Here is a 23,240-nt window from a genome sequence, read left to right as displayed (position 1 = left end):
ACTTTTTAAAAAAAGACATTAGAAACAACTTTAGCGAAGGATGAATCATACGCATTGTTTGTAGGTTTCTGATGTCCCTTAAATCTTGTAAAGTGGTTAATTAGTTCATTATGTATTTGGTATTCTTCTACGTCGGACTTATTTACTATCCTGCGTTCATCATTCTATGTTATATTTTTAGGTTGTTTAGAATTCTACTACTCCTAGACTGACTTCCAGCGCCTGGTTTACCTTGACCATTAGTTCCTCGTCCAAATGTGTAATCTTATCTGTCAGGCGTTGTTTGTCAATTGTTCTAATTTGTTCTAAAAGAATGACAGAATCTCTTTCAAAGCCATCTTTACGAGTAGCTTCCACATGTGTTGGCAGCTTTGCTTTTTGAATCTTTGCGGTTATTGCTGCCACAATCACAGTTGGGCTGAATCTATTACCAATGTCGTTTTGAATGATGAGAACAGGCCGTATTCCCCCTTGCTCGCTTCCGACCACGGGGGAAAGGTCCGCGTAGTATACGTCACCACGCTTCACCATCAGCCATTAACCTCCTAAAATACTAATATTTCTGTCTTCTGCTTCTGATTCGACATGGGTACACTCGCATGCGATAGCAAAGTTAATTGTCGCCATTTCCGCATAGCCGCGCTCCATCTCGTCTCTCAACTCACGTGCCCTTTTCTCTTGCAAAAATTGTTGCGTTGCTTCCATTATAACTTCACTCCGCCCCATTTTTTCTTTTTCTACAACTACGTCGAGTTCCTGTACCATTTCTTGTGTCAGTTCTACGGATATTATCATCCGCTTTTCTTTCTCTAACACGTGTCACACCCCCAAAGCCTCGTACCTGTAAGTAACAACTATATCGTACCATTATCAAGCCATGAAGAAAAGAGTTATTTAGCATTTACTTGTTAAGATTGTTATAGTTTTATCCAACATCCTCCCTTAAGTCCTAGATGTAGCTATAAAGTTTCATATGTTAGATTATAAACGCTTCTCCTCAAAAAAGCACGAATATTACCTTCTAATGGATGTATTTTCTAGGTATACGCTCAGTTAGCATACAGGTGACTTCATAATTAATTGTGTCTAAATATTCAGCTGCATCATCAACTGTTACCGTGTTCTCTTGATCGGTACCAATTATCGTGACTTTTGAACCAGTTTGAAATTCATGTGGTAGTTTGATGATTGTTTGGTCCATACATACCCGCCCAACAATCGGAACTTTTTCTCCATTTACTAGTACGTGAAATCCACTGTAGTGACGAATAAGCCCATCTGCATAACCAATCGGCAATGTTGCTACCCATTCTTTTTCCGTTGCTGTATAGGTCGCTCCGTAGCTGACACTATCACCAGGCGCAAGTTCTTTCACATGAACCATCTCGGTATAAAGTGCAAGTGCCGGCTTTAGCTTAAATGGTAAACTTGCTTTAATTTCGATTGATGGCGTTAAACCATACATAGAAATTCCAAAACGAATCGCATCAAAGTCTACTTGAGATTGCAGTAAAGAGGCTGCTGAATTTGCCGTGTGGACAAATGTTGGTCGTTCGTTTAAAGCCCTTAAAATAGTATGGAATCTCACTAATTGTTGGTCAAAATAACTGGTTTCTAACTGATCAGCGGTAGCAAAATGCGTGTAGACTCCTTCTAAAATCAAATTCTTATTTTCAGCAATTTTCGCTTCGATTTGCGCCGCTTCTTGCGCCCCACGGATACCTAGACGCCCCATACCACTATCGATTTTCAAATGCACTTTTAATGGTACTTCAGGATTTACACCTTCTAACCAATCTTCTCTGTAAATCGTTAATGAAATATTTTTGCGTGCTGCTAGATTTGCATCTTCTTTTCTTGTTGCTCCTAAAACTAAAATAAAATCATCGCGAAAACCAGCTTCTCGTAAAGCCAGTGCTTCATCCAAAATAGCTACACAAAAGCCTTTTACTCCTGCTTCTTTGGCAGTTTTTGCCACTTCAATAATTCCATGACCATAGGCGTTTGCTTTCACCACTGCCCAGACTGCTACGTTTTTTGGAAGACGTTTTTGTTCATTTTGGATGTTTTCACGTATTGCTGCACAGTCGATTTCAATCCATGTTGGACGATGCCAGCCTGTCACCATAATTTCCACATTCCTTTCTAAACTTCAATAATCACTTGTGCCGCAGCAGATCTCGCCGTGTGGGTAATACTCACAAACACCGACTCACCAGGTTTGATCGGCATTGTCACGTGAGGTCTGCCATCTTCTACTTGTAAAATTTCTACATCCGTAAAGCTTAAATGTTTTCCAAATCCAGTTCCGTTCGCTTTTGCATAAGCTTCTTTGGCAGCAAAACGCCCCGCTAAAAATTCAATTTTACGACTACCTTCATATTTTTCAAATTGGCTAATTTCTTTTTCTGTTAAAATCCGCTCCATAAAACGGGGATTCTTTTCTAAAACTTGTTTTACTCGTGCTAAATCAATCATATCAAGCCCAATACCTTTAATCATCTTACACCTCTTTCAAAAAATCAGTAACGTCATTAACAGCTAGTTTCGCCCCAGCAATACAATCAGGAATTCCAACACCTTGATAACTCATTCCTGCAAAATAAATTCCCGGGTAGTCTGTCGCAATATTTTCTTTTAGTTGTTTTAGTCTAGCTTGGTGTGTCACTAAATACTGTGGCATTGCAGACTTCATCCGACTTACTTCATAAAAAAGTGGCGCTCTTTCGATATCCATCATTTCGGCATAATCTGCTAAAACAGCAGAAATAATTGCTTCATCACTTGCCTCTTCTAACCAAGTTTCACCTGCTTTACCAACAAAACCTCGTAGTAGCATTTTATTTTCAGGTACCATATGTGGCCATTTTTTTTGCACCCATGTACAAGCAGTGGTTCGATAAGGAGCAGTTCTAGCAACTAAATAACCCGTTCCATCCGGTAAAATGGGTACATCACTTTCATTATAAGCTAATGAGACTGTTGCAAGGCTGGTTAATGGCTGGTTGGCAAACGGTTCTGTTACCCTGGCTCCAAGTAAATCAATTAATGTATCGTGAGTAGCAGCAATAATGACGCCATCAGCAGATATTTTATCTCCATTTTCAAAAAAAATTTCATAAGAATGACCTTTTTTCAAAATTTGCGTTGCTTGTTTTCCTGTGTGCAAATGGTTCTTAGGAAGAGCTTGTTCAACTGCTTTTGGTAAAGCTTCTAGCCCGCCATCTAGCGTCCTGAATGCACCAATAGTTGCTTTGGTTCCGGTCGTGTTCAGCTGGTTTTGTTGCAGGCCTTCCATCAAACTACCGTGTTTAGCCACTGCTTCTTCAAATTGCGGAAATGTTGCCCGCAAGCTCATTTTATAAATATCTCCTGCATAAATACCAGATAAAAGTGGCTCTATAAGCGTTTTTACTAGTTCTTTTCCAAAACGAACTTCAAAAAAGTCCCCAATCGATTGATCTGCTTTTGTTGTGTTTGCTGGGATGGTTGGTTCTTGTAAGGCACGAGCTTTCCCTACTTCTGAAATAAGCGTGCTTGCTAATAGTGCTTGTTTGTTCGTTGGAATGCCCATCACTGACCCTTCTGGAATAGGATGTAGCGCTTTTTGATGGTAAATATAAGAATGCCCAGTTGCATTCGCAATTAATTGATTTTCTAATCCTAGCTCTCTCACTAATTCGATTCCGGCTGGCTTTCTCGCTAAAAAAGAATCTGGTCCTTTTTCAATTAAAAAGCCGTCTCGTTTAACTGTTTCGAATTTCCCGCCTAATTTTTCGTCTTTTTCTACTAATTCCCACGTATAATTCGGATGTGTTTTTTGTAGTTCATAAGCTGCTGCAAGCCCCGATAAGCCGCCTCCGATAATCACAATATGTTTCACTACTTAACCAATCCTCTCTATCAAACTCGCTTTATTCTTTCTATTTTACCGCAATTACGCCAAAAATAATAGAACATCCTTTTGCGAAAAATAGCTACTTTTTACAAAAGGATGTTCTTATTATGATTCATTTATTGTCTTTGAGGGACTATACCATTCATAAATTTGGATAGCTTGGTCCTTGTTTAGATAGCGAACATAGGCTTCCGCACTTGTGCTTCCTGATTTTAGCCAAACATTTAAGTGGCGCGTTCTTCCTTTTTCCATCCAGATGCTCTGTCTTAAGCTTAAGCTTTGGATTCGTTCTTTCCGCATCACATAGGTTAATTTGGAAATAACTGGGCGCGCTTGGATGATTAAGGTATGTTTATCTGAGGATACACCTGTAGCACGGTAACTCGCGGTAGCCTTAATTCCTGCTAAAATTGGTAACAGTAAACTAATAAGACCAAGTGGAAAAAATAAAATGCTCGCAATCGCAGCTGGAATTACTGTCCATACTAAATAAATCTGTAAAAATCTGCGCAAACTTTCTTTTGGAGCCCGTTCCATTTTTTCCAAGTCAAATAAATAATTAGGTAGCATTTCTTTCAAAGTTTGGAAGGCCTGTTCTTTTTTCATGATTGGTAAAAGTAGAATATCACCTGATTGCTTTTCATCACCAGAATTCCCAGCAGTAATCACTTTCACAGCAACCAGTCCAAGTATTTGTCGAAGTGGTGATTCAACAATAATAATTCCTTGGATACGAGCAAGTGATACGGTTGTATGATTTCGTTCTAACAGTCCTTTTTCGACAACAAGCGAATCGGAAAACTTCATGAGTTTGAATTGGAAATATTTGAAAAGTGTCGTTACAATCGATATTCCCCACAAAACGAGCAAAATCAAGACAATTAAAACAATCATCACAATAATGCCCATTTTCCAGAGTTCTTCGGCTTGTGATTCCATCCAATCAGTTGGAATAACTTCGCGAAATTGTTGCATAAAAGCTAACACAATTAAAAGTGTTCCGAATACCCCACCAGAAGTTACCGCCATTAAAATTAATTGCTTTGTTTGGAGCATGACCGTCTTTTCTGGAACTTCTACGGGTTGTTCTTCGTCTGTCACATGTTCTTCTTTTATTGCTTGTTTTTTTCCATCACGTAAATCTTTTAATTCATCCACCACCCCCACTGGGACAGCTACTAAATCGGCTTCTGCTTTTCCATTACCGCCAGCAGTTTCGATGAGTATTTGGCAAACATCAAAGGGGATAAAGAAAAACCATTGTTTCTTTTGTACTGTTTGGATGCGCTCGTATGGAATGTATGTATTCTTTCTGAAAATCAAGCCATATTTTATTCGGATTCCCTGATCTTCTAATATATATTTATAAGTAATGTATTTCAACACAGCAGGCGTTAAAATAAGCAAAATAACCAGAACTACAATGACATAAATTGCCCAACTTGGTAAATAACCGCTACTTTCAATCCCTCTAAAAACAGAAAATAGTGCCACAATAATTGGGACAATATTTCGTCTAACGTTCGTAATTATTTCCTTCATTAGCGCGATTGGGTGTAGACGTCTTTCTTCAAACATCTTCTTTCGCCACCTTCACAAGTTCCAAAATATGATGTCTTAGCTCATCCGATTCTGATTCATTTATCGCTTCAATGACATGTGTTTTGGCAGCTGTCGTGATAGATAATGAAACAAGCTTTTGTCGTCTAAGTAATGGACCTTGCCCTGTTTCTACGTACTGAATACGAACCATCGGAATTAATACTCGACTTCTAAAAATGATACCATGTTGAATTTCCATTTCATCTGGTTTGATTTGATAACTCCACCTCGCAAAACGAAACGGAATAATAAAGCCGTAAACGAACACTGCATATAAACAAGTAAAACCAAACCCAATCAAGCTCCACCATAGTGATATTTCCGTATAATAAAAAATCACGGCTGCTACGACAGAACAAAGAAGAAAAGCAAAAACAGCTATCCCTTCCGTTTGCCGCCAGACAGTTTTAATTTTTTCTGGTAGTTTTTTTTCTAAATTTTCAAGTTCCATCGCTCTACTCCTTTTTTCTTTTTATCTTACGTTAATAATGATTAAATGGGAAGAGCTTCTGTGTAATTAAATCGAATAATTTAGCGAGCTTTATTCATACTTTATTCATATTTATTTTTTATACTATTACAGAAGGGGTGAGAATAATGAGGAAAAAGTGGCAAATCATACTTATAATCGGGCTTTTATTGGTGACACTAAACTGGCTTCCGGAAATTGCACAGGCGCATAAGGCAACAACCGGTGTAACCTATACAACACAAACTTCCACTGAATTGATGGAATTATTTTTGACTTATTCTCTCGATAACCCTCATATTGAAATTATGAATGATCGTGCAGAATTAATGTTTGAGACCGAAGAAAATGCAACGATTTCTGTTGTTATAAATAATCAAACTAAAAAAGTGACTGGCTCCTCTACTTATCATCAATTCACGATTGCACATTTAAAGCCTGGAAATAATTTAATTACTATTACAACAAAATCAGCTAATCAACAGATTAAAAGCAAAACAATCACCATAAATCTTCCAGAAAAGCCCAAGAAAGACTCTAAATCATTTCATCATAAATCTACCAATGAAAATTTTATCCATCGAAAAAAAGGCCAGCTTTTATAAAATGAAAAGAGGAGGCTGAGACAAAAGAGTCTCTAAAATGAAAAACAAACAGAAATCATGTCTATTCCATTTTCCCGAAATGGCTCTATACAATGATTTCTGCTTTTCTATTTTCCTATTTTTATTACCAAGTTTTAGTTATGTCCCAGTCTCCTCTTTTTAGCTTTTGCGTAAAAATATAAATCCAAAGAAAACTAGACTTAAACCAGCTAAGAATGCTAACAAAGGATTCGTGTCACCAGTATGCGGCAATGTTCCTGCCGTTTCAATGACACTCCCAACTTTAGTCGTACTAGTTACATTGGGTGTTGCTGGTATAGTAATACTATTAAGTAATTTTTTTTCAATAGTCAATTGCAATTTTTGTCCCGTTTGTAAATTATCTGACGTAAGCTTATTCCAATCTTTAATATCTGCAACAGTCACATCGAATTTTTTGGCAACTCCAGGAAAAGTATCACCACTTTTCACTTTGTAAATAACTTTGATTTTGCCATTTCCATCAGAATCTTTTACTATTTCTAGTGGGCCAAAATCTGTTTCAACCACTTTTTCAATGGGCTGTTTTTCTGCTGGAATAAAGGGTGGTTCTTCTTTCACTGGGGGCGGGGGCGTTCCAGCTCCTTGACCTCCATTTCCGTAGTCAATCACACTTGCATTTCTCGAAACTGCATCAAAATCATCCCCTGCAATCGTCGCTTTATTCGTGTAACTTTTTTGTTTACTCGTAATTTGGGTATCATAGCTAATGACGACAGATTGATTAGTTAGTGTTCCAATCGTTAACTTGAAATTACGATTATTATCTAGTGAAACTTTTTTCTCTGACTCGGAGACAACCTTTTTATTTACATCACGATATTTTACTGTCGCTTTACCGAGCAAAGTTTGGCCAGAACCAAGTGTATCTGTATAAATGGCATTTTCAATTGGTAAAAGTGCATTATTTAAAGTAACTGTCCAGTGCAAAATAGTCGGATCTTTGTCGTCCATTCGCCCTTGTTTAAAAACCACGGTTGGCGAACCTGTTCCACCGCCAGTTGATACTTTACTAATATACGTATTCCAAACTTGTGTGGTATTTTTTATCGGAAATAAAATCGGATTAACTTGATCTGTTTGAATATTTTTGCTATTAAACGTAGCGTTATAGTATAAACTACCGCTTAAATCTGTATGGGTATTAACATAGTCTGTAAAGGTTAAAGTTATCGTTCCTGTAGTCGGATCCACTGTCGCATTGGCTATCGTATTTCCTTCTGCGTCATTCACTGGAAAACCACCAAAATTAATTAATTTTAGTTGTGCTGGAATAGTTAACGTCATTGTTTCACCACTCACCACTGGCTGCGTAATAACAAAATCATAGGCAACTCTTACTCTACTATTTTCTTTGAAGTTGGTTGTGTCTTCCCCGTTTTGATTTTGCAGCGCGACTTTAGTAAAGAAATTACTCCCATAATCTGTTCCCGCTTCAGCTTTTGGTACAAAAAATATCGTAGCTAATAAAAAAACAAGTGCAAAAATCAACCACTTCTTATTCATTTGTTTCATTCCCCCTTAAAACATCTATCTTTATAGTTCCCAAATCAGTCTGCTTGTAAACTTGATCGCTATTTTAGTGCATAAAAAAGACATCAGAAATTTTTTCTGACGCCTTTCTACTTTATAAATTCAACAAATAACTGTAACTGGATTTTAATGTATCAAACATATCTCTTTTCGACCGATCTTGCTCGATGCAGTAATACTCGACTCCATTCGCTTCGCCCCAGTCAATTATTGCACGAAAATCTACCTCACCTTGACCAATTTCCACTAAGTTATTGTCCATGTCTTCTAATGCAAAACCGCTGACAAAGTCTTTCATATGGACAATTGGCGCTCGTCCACTGTATCGCTTGATAAACTCTCCTTCATCATGTCCAGCCGCTCTAATCCAGTATGTATCTGGTTCTGCATAAATACATATACCATTTACTGGGTCTGTAATGAAATCCATCACTCTTCGGCCAGCAATTAACGCATTAAAATCATATTCTGGGTTATGCAAGCCAACTCGAAAACCAAGTGCATTTAATCGCTGAACAGCCCTAATTAGCACTTCTTTTGTTGCTTTATAACCAGCAAGCGTTTGATCTTCCTCCTCGATATACTTATCAAAAATGGTTTTACAGCCAAAGTAATAGGCTTCTTGAATGATACCATCTAAGTCTGTCATAAAACGGTCATGCTTTATATGCATACCAATGACCTTTAACTCATATTTACTAAGCAAACGTAAAACTTCGGCAGGATTATTTCCTCGCATACCATCGAGTTGCACATAACGAAACCCAATTTCATGAATTTTTTTGAATGTACCTTCTAAATCTCGTTCCATTTCTTTCCGTACTGAATAAAGTTGGACCGCTATTTTTTCTTTAATATCCATATCATCCCGCCTTTCCTATGCTTTTAAATCAAGCCATGCTACTTCTTCTCGGGTCAGTTGAATGCTCGCCGCTGCTACAGAAGATTTTAGTTCCACTTGATTTTCAGGGCCGATTACCGCTGCCGTTGGGAAAGATTGACTTAACACGTAGGCAAGCGAAACTTGAATGGCAGTACATCCTTTTTTCTGAGCTAGCTCTTTGGCACGTTTGTAACGTTCCCAGTTGGCTTCGCTATAGTAAACTTCCACCATTTCGGTATCTGATTGATCTTGTTCTGAAAATCTGCCAGAAAAGAAACCGCCAGCCTGTGAAGACCAAGAAAAAAGTGGTAAATTCGTTTGTTCATGCCAGCGCACCATCTCTTCACTTGCGGAAACACAATTTTCCCAGCGTGGTCGGTTTACTTTTGCCAAACTAAAATTAGGGCTATTAAAACTAAGTGGAGTCAATCCGTGAGTCATGGCGTAATCATTTGCTTCGATAATTCGCGGCAACTCCCAATTAGAAAGTCCAATCGCATATACACGACCATTTTCCACTTCTTTGTGTAATGCTTCCATAATCGGTCCCACTTCAACAGTAGGATTATCTCGATGTAGCGCAAATAACTCTACATGATCCGTTTGAAGCATCTCCAAACTCACTGAAATATCTTCATAAATCGCTTCTGGCGTTACACGAGGTACATCACTTGCTTCTCGGACTGGGTGCCCACCTTTTGTTTGGATGACAATACTTTCTCGATTACCACGCGTCTCCATCCAAGCTCCAATGGCTTTTTCACTATGACGATAATGGCGAGCAGTATCAAAAATATTTCCACCGAGTGCAAAATATTGATCGAGAACAGCACCTGCGAAATCCATATTATCCACTCGTAAAAAATCCCCTGCACCCATGACTAAATTAGAACATTCAATATCGACTTTTTGACCATTTTTTCTTCCTTGCACGATAATTTTTTCCATTAGATTTCACACCCACTTGCTGCCAATTTATCTACTACTAGTGTAGAAGTAGTTTGTTTGGCTAAAGTTGCTGGAATTTCCACAGTTGGCTCAGTTTCGACAACCTGTTGAACAATTGCGGCTTTTTTCTCACCAGTAGCGACTAAATAAATTTCTTTTGCTGCTAAAATCTGTTTCATTCCAAGTGACATTCCGTGAGTTAAAGGTAAATCTGTCTCGAAGTATTTACTCATGACACGTTTAGTCACATCATCTAATTCCACTATATGACAATTGACATCGACAGGTACAAATGGTTCGTTAAAACCAATATGTCCGTTAAGACCGATTCCTAGCAAGATAAAATCCATCCCACCACGATCATCAATAAATGTGTCTACACGAGAACATTCTGTTTCTAAATCAGCGGCTTTCCCGTCAAAAAAGCAAATCTGCTCACTTGTGACATCCTTTAAACGGTCAAAAAAAGCATCATATAAAGTCTGGATACAACTTCCTTTTGTTTCTCTACCAAGTCCGACCCATTCATCTAAACCAACAAATTGCGTCTTACTAAAATCTACTTCCCCTGCTTGATTCGCTTTTACTAATGCTTCTATCGTTAATAACGGTGTATCTCCACCAGCAATACAAACTAAGCTTGTTGGCTTTTCATTTACTAATTCAATAATCTTTTTACTTATTGTTTCAGCTACTACTTGAGGACTTTCTTTTATAACTACTTTCATTTTTATCAACCTTTCTCTATTAGAAATCTAAGTCCAGAGCCGCGTGTGCTGCTTCACGGTCAGATACAACTGCCTCTTCTTTAATTAAACTTTTCTCATACATTTTGAAGAATGGATAATACATGCAGACCGCTGCTGCTAGAACAAAGATGATTAAGACGATTGCTCGCCAGTCCATTGTTGCTAAGTATTGAGCTAGTGGAATCGGTGTCCCGCCGACGTTCGCAATTGGGGGCCGAACCCAGCCAAAGTGAAACACAAACCATTGACCCACTGCTAAAATTGGTGTTCCAAGTACAAACGGAATAAACAAATACGGATTAAAACAGATTGGTAATCCGAAAACAACTGGCTCAGAAATCGTGAAAATAGCTGGTACAACAGATACCTTGCCGACAGCCTTTAACTCTTTGGATTTACTAAATAGGGCAAGAATAACGAGTGCGCCCGTAATACCTGAACCAGAAAATCCCATAAAGTAATCCCAAAAGTTTGGCGCGAAAACGTGAGGAATTGGCTCTCCTGCTGCATAAGCTGCTGCATTCGCTCCTAAATATTGTGTCATAAAAGGAAGTACAAAACCAATCAAAATCGCATAACCATTTAAACCAATAAACCAAAATAGCATTTCTAAGAAGCAAATTAAGAATACAGCATAAGGGGTATCAATACTATTAATTGCCGGAGCAAGCATTGTCGTAAAGGCTTCTGGAATAATTTGCCCGCTGGTGACACTTTGCATCAAAATACTTAAACCAACTGCACCAAATAACAACACCACAAGTGGAATGATTGCCTCAAAAGTAGTCGCGATTCCTGCTGGCAAACCTTTAATCCGGATAGTGATATTTTTTCTAATGAACAAACCAATCAGTTCTACCGAAATTAAAGCCCCAAAGATAGCGATAAATAAACCTCTAGAATCTAAAAATTCTGTATTTAGAACGCCATCGACCATTTTCGTATTCAAAATAAGTGTTACCATAACAGCCGCCATGACGCTATGAAGTACTGGAACTTTCATTTGCTTAGCATGGCTGTAAGAAATAGTGATTGCTGCATAAATCGATAATAGTCCAAATGTAAACTGGAAAGGCAAATTAAGCGCTGCGGCATTTTGAATGAAGAATTCTTTTACACCAGAACCTGCTGGAAACATATTTCCTATAGCCGAAATAATCAGTGAAAATGAGCCAATAATCAACACGGAAATGAGAGCAATCATCCCATTTTTAATGGAAGAAATATGGCGTTGCTTTTCAATTCTCGCAGCGACAGGTTCAAAATACTTCTCCATAAAAGCGATAAAACGATTCATAAAAGATTGTTTGTTTTTACTCGACATGTTGTTTCCCTCCACTTTTTTATTTATTCATTTTAAGGATAATCGCATCTTTTAAAATATTTGCACCGTTGACTGTTCCGTAATCCTTTGTGTCAATGACTTGGATGGGTTTATCAAATTCAGCTGCAATCTCACTTAAGTGTTTTAATTGGTGCTTGATTTGCGGACCAACTAAAATAACATCAAATGCTTCAATATATTCACGAAGTTCTCCTGCTGGATGAGCTTCGATTTTAACGTCCGTATTTTTCAGTTTCTCGCTATTTTGTGCGACCTCTTTCATTTTGGTGACCATAACTCCTGTAGATGCTCCTAAGTTACACACTAAAAGCACATGTAATTGATCCATTTCCATTTACTTTTCCCCCTCCATTTTTATTGCTTTGATTTCTTGGTACATTTCAATCATTTCGCGAATTAAGGTCGAAGCTAAAATAGTATTCATTAATGTGTCTTGGGCATGAACAAGTAATACGGAATAGCTAGCTTTTTCGCCTCGAGTCTCTTGGATTAACATTTCTGTTTGTTCTTTGTGAGCTTGAATCATTAACTCATCTGCTTCTTTTAGTAGTAACTCCACGCGAGCTGTATCAGATTCTTTTGCCGCTTGAAGTGCTTCGATTAATTTGGAAAACGAATCTCCCGCTAGTGAAATTAATGAAAACGATATTTTTTCTATGTCCATAATAAAACCCTCTTTCATTCCAAGATAGCTGATTTAACGTAATGATAAATATCACGCTTTGAGCTAGCCATTCTAATTTTTTTAATTCTTTCTTCATCTAATGCTAGTTTCATCAATTGTTCCACCAGCAAATGTGCTTCTTTTGTTTTTAAAGCCAGTGTGAAAATAACGTGCACCGGCTCCTCGTACCTATCATAAAATAAAATACCATCTTCAATGACTGTCACACCAAGCCCGTCCATTAAAACGCCATCACTAGCACCTGCATGGGCAATGACCACACCCGGCGCAATCACCATATATGGCCCATACATTTTTAAATTCTCCATAATTTTTTCATGATAGCTTGGTTCCACTACTTGTAAATCTTCTAGACATTTCGTTCCGATTTTAATTGCTTGGCGCCAAGTAGGGCAATAGTTTTCTAGTTCGATTGCTCGTTCGGTAAAATAAAATGGTGGAATAACTTTTTTAGGCGCTTCTCCTTCATCAGATATAAGCGCTTCCAATAAATCAAATTCTAATTTACTCAAATTATTTATTTGCGTATTTTCCCCAATGATAGCGAGGATTTTACTGAACTTATTAATAATCTGTTTATCATCTTTCACAAGTTTCATTCGTAAATGTTTTTGCAAAAGTTCCATATCTTCTTTTTGTAGATAGCTATGAATCCGTAATACGTTGGAATCATGCATGTCAGGTAAATCCACCGTACTAATCACAAAATCAAATTTTTGCATCATTTCTCGTTTGAATTTGCGCAGACCAATGGTTTGGATTGACTCGAATTCAAACATTTTCTTTAATTGAATCGCAATCATTTTCGAGACTGCTACACCTTCTGGGCAGATAATCAGCAAATTTGGTTTCAGATCTTCCGTTTGCCTGTTTCGCTGTACTTCAGAAGCAAAGTAAATCGCTAAAAATGAAATTTCCTGTGAACTTACTGAAATGGGTAATAATGGTTTTAATGCCTCTAGACTTTCTTTGACGCGCATAAATATTTCGCTATTGTCACGCATAAACTCATTAAAAATTGGATTTTCAATACTTACTCCTGCTCGAACTCGTCTAATCATTAATTTAATATGCGCTTTAATCTGAGCAAAAAAGTCTGTCTCTCCATCTATAAAATCCACTTGATAAATTTCACCCATTTGTTCGCATATCCCTGTTACAAACGCATCAATAACCGCTTCATCTTCCTGGCCATATTGATATTGTTTAAGCGAGCCAATAATCGTTTCTAGTGCTTGATCAAGTTCATCGGTCACGACGAAACTAGTTTGAAACTGAAAATCCGCTTTCGCTTCATGTTGCTTCAGTAAAATCGCAATCAGTGTTAAATATAGCTGTTCATCCATTGCTCGACTTGCATTTTCCTCAACCGAATGTGCTTCTAAATTTACTTCCTGCAAAATTTCTAACTCAAAAAGATTATAAAAAAATAACTCCCCTTTTTTCGACAAGCTATTTTCCGAATCTAAAAACTGATAGAATTCGCGAATATTAATAAAACGTAGAAAGCTTCTGGCAAACAAAGACGATTTGGTTATCAAGTTCCCAGTCACTAGAAAACCGTGCCTAGGCTGATGGGATAAATCTAAATTATTTAAAAAAAGTTCGCCTTCGATTGCACGTAGATGGTTTAACACCGATGACCGCGAAATAAACAGTACTTCTTCAAAATAAGTAACTGGGAGCACTTCTTCACTTAAAAGCAACTTAAGTAATAAAAATTGCTGTACTTCCTCTTGGCTGTAACGGTATTTTTTTGGTGTAATTTGTTGCTTAAATTTATTTACCACCGGGCTGATAATATTCTTTTCCGGAAGTAGCACCCCTTTCCTCGTGTGCCTGACGAGCGCGGGTAATGTTTGCTCGCTTAGAAAAACATCAATTTTTTCCAAGCTATAACGAACACTACGTTCCGAATAGCCAAGCGTACTTGAAATATAACCAATATTTTTAAAGTCTTCTTGCTCCATAAGAAAGTCTAAAATTTGAATACACTGTTGATTTAATTTCATCAGGTATCACTCCTCTTTCTGCACTAAATTTATCATTTTTATGATAAGGCTTACAATAAGCTATATAGCTATTTTTGTCAGATAGCTTTCGACAAAAAAACTATCCATTTTACTATAACTGGAAAAAAATCACATCGGAATAGGTCGGACTTACTGAAAACACAAAAAAAGCCCTTTATATTCACTATAAAAGGCCTATTAACTGAACTATTTATCATTTTTTATATAGAAAGTTAAAATAATACCGATTAATACCATTGAAAATCCAACTATCGGTGTGTAACTTAAACCAATATATTCGGTCACAAAACTACCTATAACGGCTCCTAGTGCAATACCAATATTGAAAGCAGAAATATTCAGAGCTGAGGCCATACTCACCGTCTCGGGTAAATAACGTTCCGCTAATTCCACCACAGATAACTGCAAACCGGACACACTCATAAAGGCAAAAAATCCCATGAGCATGATTGTTATTAATCCTAAAATAGAATTTGTCAAAGTAAATTGGAGTAACAGTAAAGTAACACCCTGTAAACTAAACATAATAAAAAGCGCCTTCCCTAGTCATTTGGACCACTCCCTATCAAGTAGCCGCGGGAAATGCAATCAAGCTTAAGCGCCTTACTTTCTAGGAGCTTTTTATACAGTTTTTTCTCTGAATTCTATTGGAGTTAGACCATTAAATTTAGGAACACATCGTTATATTGATGAAAATCACAACCTTTCAATCGAGATTATTTCGGTATCTCGCACAATAATTCCATTGACTAAAATAGTCTTCAGCGACTCATTAAATAAATAACATTTGCCTGAAACATGATGCTCGTAGCCACCAGCATAGGTAGTAAACCGTAGAGAATAATCATTATCTATGGAGTCATGAATTAACTTTAGATATTGCTCCCAACACTCAGTTGTAACAATAGGTTGAGTGACTCTTTCATAGTACTTTTTCCCAATTAACATCGTTTCTATGGCTAAAACCTCCAAAAATAATAAGAACATATATTTGTATAACGATTATACAAACATATGTTCTTATTCGCAATGCGTCTTTTTTATCATTTTTTAGATGGAAAGGTTAAATTTTTACTATTTGTTAACATATTATCATAGGAAATTAGGAAAAATGTCTTTTCGCTATTCCTGTTTGTTTTTTTCAACAGTTTAGTTCTTTTACTATCTTTATAGATATATAAATCATCCCTATACTGCCATTTATTAGCATATTGTTTTATTGTAATATAAGCTTTTTCTTCTTTAAATTCATGAACTAATCCATAAGCAGTAAATGCTGCTGCATAGTTAACGATAGGTACAAATCCTAATGCAATTAACACCATACCTCCAGTGAGTTTATTAACATTATTCATAAGCGAAGTTATTTTTCTAGTTGCTACAAGTTTCATTGAACTGCTAGATGATGCTTTTAACAAATTAGGGCCTGTTTTAGCTTCTTCTGCAACAGTAATTGTTCCAATTTTTTCACCGTCTGCTATAATATCTGTAACAATAATGTCATCCTTTTTTTTGTTTAAATTCAACTTCTGTAACTTGTCCATCTTCTTCAATGACTTCAGCTGTTTTATTTTTTTGATCAATTTCATATTCAATATTTTCTTTAGTTTTTTTATCTTTAACTACAAATGATTTCGTATCATTTTGTGTAACTACTACTTCAGAGTCTGTATATATAACTTTATTATCACTTTCCGTACTTGCTTCAGCGGCCATTGGTAAACTGGTTGCCGTTAAAATTGTAGCTACAATAATTCCCGTAAAAAGTTCATTCATTTTCCCCTCCATTATGTTCGTTTTTTTGTCATGCTCGTAAATACAATAGCGACTATAACCAAACAAAAAACACTAACCATCCATCCCACACTCGAAATGATGTTGAGAGCAAATAATGTACTTGCTATTATTACTAGAAGAATAAAAATAGCGTAAAAAATTCCTTTTTTCATCTTTTTCCTCCTTCCTAGTAGTCTAGCTTAATCGTAACACGATAAGTTAATGTATAACCAAAAATGTAATGAAATGTCCGATTCTTGTCATGAATGACTGTTTTTGTCTGAAACCACCATTTTTTCAACATGTTTTGACTATTTTGCGAAAAATAATTTATGAAATGTTCACATTTTGTGTTTATATACATATTTTTATACAATGACTTGTACATATGTCACAAAATATTCATATACGGCCACGAAATGATAGCACTTCCATTAAAAAATCATTTATTATACCTTTCCCACTGTATGTTATTGAATAATTATTCGCTCAAAAACTACAAATCTTAGAATAGCCTATGAAGAAGATTACATTCCTTAACAGATTAGAATTTATGGAAATCGCTGCTAGAAGGGAACCTTACAATCCAAAACAATTTAAGATGAAATTAAATATATACATGCTAATCAGTAATTCTACTAAGTGCATTTATAAATACATCACGTTCTTGTGGTTCCAACTCAATAAATACCCTTTCTATGGATTGAAGGGTTGTTTCTTTTGTTAAAATATCTGAATGAAACTTTCCTTCCTCTGCTCCAATATGCTGCTATTTTTGCACCCAATATCTTATTGTAGAACTTGGTTTATTTACTTCTTTAGAAACCAAATTTCTTGATTTTCTCTTTCCAAGAATCTCTTGTACAACAAATAGCCTTTTTTCAAAATTAGTTTTATTAATTGTCAGATAAAAACACTCCTCATAAAGTAACTAGAATTTTTATTTTACTAGTGTCTACTTTATAGGGAGTGTATTAGATTAAGAAGATGGTTATTTTTTATCGATTACCTTTACTCATTACTCCAGTCTCTATAATTCTACTGTCTAAAAACCAGTAGTCATGGTAATCGCCGCCGATTGCTGTAAACGGAACTGGTGTGAGGCCTTTTTCTGCCACTTTTTTAAGCAGGTAATTACGAAAAATCCAGCCATCATTTAAAGAGTTTTGTTTTAAATTTAAGATTCGTTCGATTTTTGCTTCACTTGTGTTTAGCTCTGCCGCAACTTCGGAAGTAGTTAATCCGGTCAAAGTGAGATTATCAGCGAGTTCTTGTTTGGTCGCAATTTTTTGTTCTTTTATTAATGACATATCCATTCCACCTTATTATAAATGTAATAATTTTTCTGCGTTTTTATGAGCAATTTTTGCTTTCGTTTCTTCACTTATATCCAAACTATCTAAGAAATTTCCTGCATTTTCAGGTTTCACAAAAGGATAGTCTAGCGCGTAGATAAGATGATCTTCTTCTAGTTCATTTAATAAAAATTTCCATTCATTTTTGTATAATAAACCACTCGGCGTCACGTAGATATTGGTACGATAATAATCAGAAATTTTTCGGTCCAGCTTTGCCCAGTGAGATAGCGTATCATCCATTCTTTCTAAAAACACCGGTACCATTTCTCCTAAATGCCTCGTAATGATTTTTAAATTTGGGAGTTTGTCGAAAATCCCGGACACAATCATCCGCACTACTTGAATACCCACATCCATGTACCAACCAAAACCTGCTGATGAAAATATCCCGGTAACTTCATCGGACCAAGCATCACTGGAGAAATATTGTTCCGTTACATTTGCGGGAATAAAAGATGGATGAAAATAAATTGGTACATCTAATTTTTCAGCCATTTCAAAAATCGGAAAGAAAAAAGCATCGTCTAAATATTTATTATTGTAAGTACCTTTGACAAGTGCTCCTTTAACCCCTAACTCTTCCACCGCTCTTTTTAATTCATTTGCTGCCTCTATGGGTGAACCAAAGGAAATTTTTAGCTATTGTTTCGGGAGAGATACTCCAAATTTGTTTGTTGAAAGAAATCACTTTTTCAGATAATCAGTTTATTCCTAATTACTTGGCTAGATTAATCTTAAGTTTTGGATTAGAAATCAGTCAGACCAAAAGCAACTATACAAACAGCGACTTACTCGAACTAGCTACTGAAACATTTCACTTCTTAACAAAATAAAAGAGCCTAAGCTAGACTTAGACTCTCATCTATTAATCAATCATTTTTTTGAAATTCAGTCGTTTATTTAATAGATACATAAGTGGAATTCCGATACCCATTACAATAAATTCACTTAGAGCTGTCGTTGCCCAAGTGATTAAGAATGGTAAATCAAAAACAATAACTAATTCCCAAGCAATAATTGCCATTGTTATGGAGAAAAGAATCGTGTTAATAATCATTCGTGGGATAATTCCTTTTACGTATTTAGAAATTCCAATCATTAGTAAAAGTGAAATGGCAGATTGAGCTACGCCGAAAACCAAATCGATCCAACCCAACCCGGAAAAGAACAAATTGGTAATAAACACGCCAAGAATAATTCCCCAAAAATACTTTTTATTAAAGACAATCAGGTGGTTAAAAATTTCTGGCAAACGAAATTGTAATGCCATAAAACCAATTGGTGCAACAACCATGCCGAGAACCACATAAAGCGTAGCGATAATGGCATTCACCGTTAATATTTTCATTTTCATTATTTTTCCTCCTAGTTTTTTTACGTGGGATGGTATGAATGAACCACGTGTGACAGTAAAATTTGCCAACGTATTATTTTCTCATAAATTGCATCTAAAGTAAATGACCATACGAATCCACATTACTCAATAGTTGCTCACTCCCCCATTTCTCTTGGAAGATGGTAGCCAATTTAAACTTCGAAAAGAGTAATTTTCCTCTCCTTTTACTAACTTGATTCGAGTAACGATGTAAGTCAGAATAAATATACACAAATTTGCCATAAAATAACCTTTTAGTTAGCAAATTAGATGAGTTGTACTATTTTAAATATGTTAATTTTAATATGACCGTGTGGATAGACAGGCGCATAGTCATATATAATAACATTATGGAAAGAGGGAGTTAAAGTATGCAGAAAAACATGTTTAAAAAGGCTTTTATACTAATTTTTCTAGTTGCACTAATAGGTTTTTTCACTATGAATGATTTAAAAGCAGAGGCAGCAACAACAATCGAGAAAAAAATGAATGTATTGGAAAATCCCACATGGCTAACGAAATCAGGGTTATCCAAAGGAATTTATCACGACCGTCAAGATTTAGGCGTAGTCCTTCCAAAAAATGCCACGATTGAGATACGTCAAACAAACACAAGTTTCACCGACCAACTTGTACTAGAATTATTAAATAATGATCAAAAAACGGAGCAATCCTATAAAATAGGTAGCTCATGGGTAAAAATTACGGCAAGCGTCGAATCAGTACCATTTATAAGAACAACTTTTACAAAAGAGGCGCCAAAAGTTGAGTACAGGGTAAGCACTGATACAAAAGACTTACCTGTATTTAAGCAAGGAGATAATGAAAAGAAATTTTTCGAAAAGTGAGATAAAACTAAATCTGCATTTGGATTAGTTAGCAATAAATATATCCAGATTTTAGTTCCAGTAAATGATGAGCCTTATTTAAAAAAAATGAATGACTTTAAATCTATTGATGCTTTACTAGCATATTACGACACCATGTTTGAAACATATAATGAATTAAATGGTCTCTCTTTCACACCGCAAAAAGCTACGGATAAAAATATTCCCAACCGTTATTTTGCAAAAGCGGATAAGAGTGGTGGTGGCTCAGCATACTATTCGGGAGATTACACTGCAGAAAAAAGTCCATCTGTTGCTGAATTCTGGCTAAAACCTGGTTGGGGTGGACTACATGAGATTGCACACGGCTATCAAGGTAATTTTATGAATGATTCTACATTTGGTCCGGGTGAAGTTTGGAACAATATTTATGCAAATACAATGGAACAAAAAATGCTTGGAGACAATTATACTAAAGGTTGGCTCTTTTATGGAAATGTTCCCAGTCGTGAAGGACTATTCGAAAAAAACGTGTATACGAAAAAAGCACCTATTAAAACTTGGGATTTGGCAGATAAACTATATATGCTTGTAATGATGAAAGATAAAGCTGGTAATGAAGCATTTACACATTTCAACCAAGCTTACCGTGCCGCTGCAAACGAAGGAACATTAGATACTAATCCCCTACTACTTGACTTGATTAGTAAATACTTTGGTGAAACAAGTCACTATAACTTTACTCCTTTCATTGAGCTTGTAGCAGGTTCCATGTCCCCTAAACAAAAGGAAGACAATTTATATTCCGGAAATAAGGCTGTTTATCCTCTAGCCTCTCTACTTTCTGACAGTAATCTGGAAACAGCAAGAAATGATATCAAGTTAGACACAAAATGGGGCTTAGTAAGCAATAGTCAATTGGATAAATATAAATTAACAAAAACAATAAATATTCAATTCGCAATTAATGATTTTGAACAGATTAAGGGAAAAACACTAAAAATAAAAGATGGTGCTGATATTGTTCGAGAAACCAAGATTACAACACCAACTATTACATTAAAAAATATGCCCGTAGGAATTTACTCATTGGATGTTCCCACAGGAGTTAGTCGCTTCTATGAAGTAACATCTAACTATTTATCCGTCTCAGATCAAACAAAAAATGCTGTTATTACGCTAAATGAGTTGAAGACCTCTACCATCGGATTACAGGAATTGCAGTTTAAAGGACTAGGAGATGTCCTATTTATGACTGCAAATGTAGATATCGAACAAGGGAACCTGAAATTAAATGTATCCAGTACATCGCCCCATGCTTATTTCAAAAATGAGTATGCTTCTATTGAAGTGCTCAATGAACAAGGGCAATCCGTACTGAAAAAGGAAACAAACGGTAAACTTACAACAGTTGAGAAATTAGAAACAATCATTAAGCCAGGTTATACTATCAAAATTATGCACAAAGAACCAAGTCGTTTCAGCATTACAAATTCTCCAAATAAATTAGTCAATACTCGTGCTACAGAGCAAACATTTACGGTAACTAAATATGGCCTTACCAATGCTGCAACAGGTGTTAATGCTCAAGATGCATTAATACATTTCAAAGCAAAGTTAGATAATTTCGCAACAAATATTAAAAATAATAATGCGCTTAAAAATACAGAGTATAGCCTTTCCAAAACACAGCTAAGAAAAGGGATTGATTATTTACCAGAAGCAGATAAACTGGAGTACCAAAAGAAATATTCAGATTTACTTGCAATTAAACAAAATATCTTAGATGGCGAACAATTCAAGTTCCAATTAAGAGGTCTTGATGAGTGGAGATTTGCTAGTCTCAGTGTCAATCTAGACTCCAAAAATGCCATTATTGAACAAAAAGCTGGGATACCAAATTTATATTTTAAAGGCACCTATGCCAATATCAAAATCAATGACACTAAAGGTAAAGAAATTTTCAATAAAGATTTTAATGGAAGTGATTCAGCTATTCCATCCGTGGACAGAGTGAATATTGCGATTGGCAATTTCATCACAATCATGCACAAAGACGCACAAGATAAACGCCTTTTCATAACAAATGAACAAACAGGTGAGAATGGTTACCAAAAAGAGCAAGAAGTCACTTATCTAGTAACTTCTAGCGGTCTAGAAAAAATGAGGCCTACAGAAATACCTATACCTCACCTTGCTGATATTATTGGAAAAAAATTCGATTTCCATTTCCTTGGACTAGGAGATTACAATTTTGCTGATTTATCCATAGATATTCCAACTATGCAATTTTCCTTTACTAAAAAAACTGACAGCCCACATCCCTATTTTGAGGATAAAGCATCCTACGCATCTCTACAAGTGAGAGATCAAGATGGCATTGAAGTTTATAATTATGAAATGATTGGAAACAAAGATACAGAAGCCGTTTTGAAAAACATTAAATTAGAAGCCGGATATTATATCATCTTGAATCACCTTGAAGGAAAAGATCGATTGCTAATGAGTGTTGATAAAGGAGAAAAAAGCAAACTATTAACCCAAAATGTATATCAAATTAATGAAAATGGATTAGATAAAAAGACATTGTCAGACATTCCAATACCTGATAGTTCCACAAAAACGAAGCTATATGGTTCAAATATTGATTTTGCCTTTAAGGGAATCAGTAGCTATCACTTTGCTACAATGCATCTAGATAGAGAGAAGAATCTATTACAATTAAAGGTTCTAGCAAGAACACCACATTCTTACTTCTCCAATACTTATGCAAGCCTAGAAATAAGTGATGCAGAAGGAAAAATAGTTTATACAAAGAACTTTATTGGAAACGTACTTTTAAAAGCAGAATCAACTGATATCCCAATTAAGACGGGTTATAAAATCAAAATTAACCACCGAGAAGCATCAAAGAACCGATTTGTCGTAACAGATAGCGAGACGAAAGCAACCTATAAAATGCAAGCTGAAAATGAATTCGTCGTAGCTGAAAATTGCTTAATCGTACAATAAACAGACAGAAATACGATTGTTCATTTTAATTAATGCAACTTTTTGGCTGGCATGAATCCGGTAACCACCGCTTTCATGCCAGCCAATTTTAATTTGATATACA

The 23,240-nt window shown here is 36.0% G+C and carries 22 protein-coding genes and 2 pseudogenes; 3 read left to right on the top strand and 21 right to left on the bottom strand.

The annotated features are described in order from the left end of the window. Positions 1 to 186: 186 nt before the first annotated feature. From CKV67_RS04250 to CKV67_RS04220, 7 genes are all read right to left on the bottom strand, one after another. Positions 187 to 534 (bottom strand): type II toxin-antitoxin system PemK/MazF family toxin, encoded by a 348-nt coding sequence (locus tag CKV67_RS04250; protein WP_025279828.1) that lies wholly within the window; start codon positions 532 to 534, stop codon positions 187 to 189. Between the two features lie 3 nt (positions 535 to 537). Further along, positions 538 to 816: a CopG family ribbon-helix-helix protein gene (locus tag CKV67_RS04245; RefSeq protein WP_014092317.1), complete on the bottom strand. Its 279-nt coding sequence runs from the start codon at positions 814 to 816 to the stop codon at positions 538 to 540. 205 nt (positions 817 to 1,021) lie between these two features. Beyond that, the gene (gene alr / locus CKV67_RS04240) at positions 1,022 to 2,128 is read right to left on the bottom strand and encodes an alanine racemase (RefSeq protein WP_014092316.1); all 1,107 of its coding nucleotides are present in this window, start codon (positions 2,126 to 2,128) and stop codon (positions 1,022 to 1,024) included. A 17-nt stretch (positions 2,129 to 2,145) separates the two neighbouring features. After that, a complete protein-coding gene (gene acpS / locus CKV67_RS04235) occupies positions 2,146 to 2,502 on the bottom strand; it encodes a holo-ACP synthase (protein WP_014092315.1) in 357 nt (118 codons plus the stop codon). A 1-nt stretch (position 2,503) separates the two neighbouring features. Continuing rightward, positions 2,504 to 3,883, bottom strand: a complete 1,380-nt coding sequence (hemG, locus tag CKV67_RS04230) for a protoporphyrinogen oxidase (RefSeq protein WP_014092314.1) — start codon at positions 3,881 to 3,883, stop codon at positions 2,504 to 2,506. A 120-nt stretch (positions 3,884 to 4,003) separates the two neighbouring features. After that, a complete protein-coding gene (locus CKV67_RS04225) occupies positions 4,004 to 5,476 on the bottom strand; it encodes a PH domain-containing protein (RefSeq protein WP_014092313.1) in 1,473 nt (490 codons plus the stop codon). Beyond that, entirely contained in the window at positions 5,469 to 5,951 is a 483-nt protein-coding gene (locus CKV67_RS04220) for a PH domain-containing protein (protein ID WP_014092312.1), read from the bottom strand. The genes CKV67_RS04225 and CKV67_RS04220 overlap by 8 nt, the downstream gene beginning before the upstream one ends. 146 nt (positions 5,952 to 6,097) lie before the next feature. On the opposite strand from CKV67_RS04220, the gene CKV67_RS04215 reads away from it, so the two are divergent. Then, the gene (locus tag CKV67_RS04215; protein WP_025279827.1) at positions 6,098 to 6,574 is read left to right on the top strand and encodes a hypothetical protein; all 477 of its coding nucleotides are present in this window, start codon (positions 6,098 to 6,100) and stop codon (positions 6,572 to 6,574) included. Between the two features lie 159 nt (positions 6,575 to 6,733). Here CKV67_RS04215 and CKV67_RS04210 read toward each other — a convergent pair whose 3' ends face one another. From CKV67_RS04210 to CKV67_RS04140, 14 genes and pseudogenes are all read right to left on the bottom strand, one after another. Beyond that, entirely contained in the window at positions 6,734 to 8,119 is a 1,386-nt protein-coding gene (locus CKV67_RS04210; protein ID WP_025279826.1) for a collagen binding domain-containing protein, read from the bottom strand. 121 nt (positions 8,120 to 8,240) lie between these two features. After that, positions 8,241 to 9,008 carry a sugar phosphate isomerase/epimerase family protein gene (locus CKV67_RS04205; RefSeq protein ID WP_025279825.1) on the bottom strand — a complete coding sequence of 256 codons (768 nt, stop codon included), beginning with the start codon at positions 9,006 to 9,008 and terminating at the stop codon, positions 8,241 to 8,243. Between the two features lie 15 nt (positions 9,009 to 9,023). Continuing rightward, the gene (locus tag CKV67_RS04200; RefSeq protein WP_014092309.1) at positions 9,024 to 9,977 is read right to left on the bottom strand and encodes an aldo/keto reductase; all 954 of its coding nucleotides are present in this window, start codon (positions 9,975 to 9,977) and stop codon (positions 9,024 to 9,026) included. Next, the gene (locus CKV67_RS04195) at positions 9,977 to 10,705 is read right to left on the bottom strand and encodes a glucosamine-6-phosphate deaminase (RefSeq protein ID WP_014092308.1); all 729 of its coding nucleotides are present in this window, start codon (positions 10,703 to 10,705) and stop codon (positions 9,977 to 9,979) included. Before CKV67_RS04195 ends, CKV67_RS04200 begins: the two co-directional genes overlap by 1 nt. A 19-nt stretch (positions 10,706 to 10,724) precedes the next feature. Then, complete coding sequence (locus tag CKV67_RS04190; protein WP_014092307.1) at positions 10,725 to 12,050, bottom strand: PTS sugar transporter subunit IIC; 1,326 nt, start codon at positions 12,048 to 12,050, stop codon at positions 10,725 to 10,727. Positions 12,051 to 12,069: 19 nt separating this feature from the next. After that, complete coding sequence (locus tag CKV67_RS04185) at positions 12,070 to 12,405, bottom strand: PTS sugar transporter subunit IIB (RefSeq protein ID WP_014092306.1); 336 nt, start codon at positions 12,403 to 12,405, stop codon at positions 12,070 to 12,072. After that, positions 12,406 to 12,735, bottom strand: a complete 330-nt coding sequence (locus tag CKV67_RS04180) for a PTS lactose/cellobiose transporter subunit IIA (RefSeq protein WP_014092305.1) — start codon at positions 12,733 to 12,735, stop codon at positions 12,406 to 12,408. A 14-nt stretch (positions 12,736 to 12,749) separates the two neighbouring features. Next, complete coding sequence (locus tag CKV67_RS04175; protein ID WP_014092304.1) at positions 12,750 to 14,768, bottom strand: BglG family transcription antiterminator; 2,019 nt, start codon at positions 14,766 to 14,768, stop codon at positions 12,750 to 12,752. A gap of 207 nt (positions 14,769 to 14,975) precedes the next feature. After that, positions 14,976 to 15,329: pseudogene (locus tag CKV67_RS04170) on the bottom strand (MFS transporter); the annotation flags it as partial. A gap of 503 nt (positions 15,330 to 15,832) precedes the next feature. Further along, entirely contained in the window at positions 15,833 to 16,315 is a 483-nt protein-coding gene (locus CKV67_RS04160; RefSeq protein ID WP_025279823.1) for a hypothetical protein, read from the bottom strand. Then, complete coding sequence (locus tag CKV67_RS04155; RefSeq protein WP_014092301.1) at positions 16,290 to 16,565, bottom strand: hypothetical protein; 276 nt, start codon at positions 16,563 to 16,565, stop codon at positions 16,290 to 16,292. The genes CKV67_RS04160 and CKV67_RS04155 overlap by 26 nt, the downstream gene beginning before the upstream one ends. Positions 16,566 to 17,563: 998 nt before the next feature. After that, entirely contained in the window at positions 17,564 to 17,875 is a 312-nt protein-coding gene (locus CKV67_RS04150; RefSeq protein ID WP_014092300.1) for a DUF2316 family protein, read from the bottom strand. A gap of 15 nt (positions 17,876 to 17,890) precedes the next feature. Continuing rightward, positions 17,891 to 18,547 (bottom strand): annotated as a pseudogene (locus CKV67_RS04145) (amidohydrolase family protein); the annotation flags it as partial. 241 nt (positions 18,548 to 18,788) lie between these two features. Continuing rightward, entirely contained in the window at positions 18,789 to 19,277 is a 489-nt protein-coding gene (locus tag CKV67_RS04140) for a QueT transporter family protein (RefSeq protein ID WP_014092299.1), read from the bottom strand. Between the two features lie 392 nt (positions 19,278 to 19,669). Here CKV67_RS04140 and CKV67_RS04135 point away from each other — a divergent pair, with 392 nt between their 5' ends. Both CKV67_RS04135 and CKV67_RS04130 read left to right on the top strand, forming a co-directional pair. After that, on the top strand, positions 19,670 to 20,146 hold the full coding sequence (locus tag CKV67_RS04135) for a putative enhancing factor (viral) (RefSeq protein ID WP_014092298.1): 477 nt from the start codon (positions 19,670 to 19,672) through the stop codon (positions 20,144 to 20,146). A gap of 42 nt (positions 20,147 to 20,188) precedes the next feature. After that, positions 20,189 to 23,137, top strand: coding sequence for a putative mucin/carbohydrate-binding domain-containing protein (locus CKV67_RS04130; protein ID WP_308220778.1), 2,949 nt, complete (start codon positions 20,189 to 20,191; stop codon positions 23,135 to 23,137). Positions 23,138 to 23,240 lie beyond the last annotated feature (103 nt).

This window comes from Listeria ivanovii subsp. ivanovii (assembly GCF_900187025.1).
Classification (GTDB): Bacteria; Bacillota; Bacilli; order Lactobacillales; family Listeriaceae; genus Listeria; species Listeria ivanovii.
The sequence above is the reverse complement of the archived record's forward strand: the minus strand, read 5'-3'. Positions and strand labels throughout refer to the sequence as shown.

What these genes read in the sequence shown, in the direction of transcription:
- CKV67_RS04150 (WP_014092300.1), bottom strand. Translation starts at nt 17,875, where the DNA reads ATGTCATTAATAAAAGAACAAAAAATTGCGACCAAACAAGAACTCGCT.
- CKV67_RS04195 (WP_014092308.1), bottom strand. Translation starts at nt 10,705, where the DNA reads ATGAAAGTAGTTATAAAAGAAAGTCCTCAAGTAGTAGCTGAAACAATA.
- CKV67_RS04220 (WP_014092312.1), bottom strand. Translation starts at nt 5,951, where the DNA reads ATGGAACTTGAAAATTTAGAAAAAAAACTACCAGAAAAAATTAAAACT.
- CKV67_RS04215 (WP_025279827.1), top strand. Translation starts at nt 6,098, where the DNA reads ATGAGGAAAAAGTGGCAAATCATACTTATAATCGGGCTTTTATTGGTG.
- CKV67_RS04205 (WP_025279825.1), bottom strand. Translation starts at nt 9,008, where the DNA reads ATGGATATTAAAGAAAAAATAGCGGTCCAACTTTATTCAGTACGGAAA.
- CKV67_RS04175 (WP_014092304.1), bottom strand. Translation starts at nt 14,768, where the DNA reads ATGAAATTAAATCAACAGTGTATTCAAATTTTAGACTTTCTTATGGAG.
- CKV67_RS04155 (WP_014092301.1), bottom strand. Translation starts at nt 16,565, where the DNA reads ATGAATGAACTTTTTACGGGAATTATTGTAGCTACAATTTTAACGGCA.
- CKV67_RS04200 (WP_014092309.1), bottom strand. Translation starts at nt 9,977, where the DNA reads ATGGAAAAAATTATCGTGCAAGGAAGAAAAAATGGTCAAAAAGTCGAT.
- acpS (WP_014092315.1), bottom strand. Translation starts at nt 2,502, where the DNA reads ATGATTAAAGGTATTGGGCTTGATATGATTGATTTAGCACGAGTAAAA.
- CKV67_RS04185 (WP_014092306.1), bottom strand. Translation starts at nt 12,405, where the DNA reads ATGGAAATGGATCAATTACATGTGCTTTTAGTGTGTAACTTAGGAGCA.
- CKV67_RS04190 (WP_014092307.1), bottom strand. Translation starts at nt 12,050, where the DNA reads ATGTCGAGTAAAAACAAACAATCTTTTATGAATCGTTTTATCGCTTTT.
- CKV67_RS04225 (WP_014092313.1), bottom strand. Translation starts at nt 5,476, where the DNA reads ATGTTTGAAGAAAGACGTCTACACCCAATCGCGCTAATGAAGGAAATA.
- CKV67_RS04210 (WP_025279826.1), bottom strand. Translation starts at nt 8,119, where the DNA reads ATGAATAAGAAGTGGTTGATTTTTGCACTTGTTTTTTTATTAGCTACG.
- CKV67_RS04135 (WP_014092298.1), top strand. Translation starts at nt 19,670, where the DNA reads ATGCAGAAAAACATGTTTAAAAAGGCTTTTATACTAATTTTTCTAGTT.
- CKV67_RS04140 (WP_014092299.1), bottom strand. Translation starts at nt 19,277, where the DNA reads ATGAAAATGAAAATATTAACGGTGAATGCCATTATCGCTACGCTTTAT.
- CKV67_RS04180 (WP_014092305.1), bottom strand. Translation starts at nt 12,735, where the DNA reads ATGGACATAGAAAAAATATCGTTTTCATTAATTTCACTAGCGGGAGAT.
- alr (WP_014092316.1), bottom strand. Translation starts at nt 2,128, where the DNA reads ATGGTGACAGGCTGGCATCGTCCAACATGGATTGAAATCGACTGTGCA.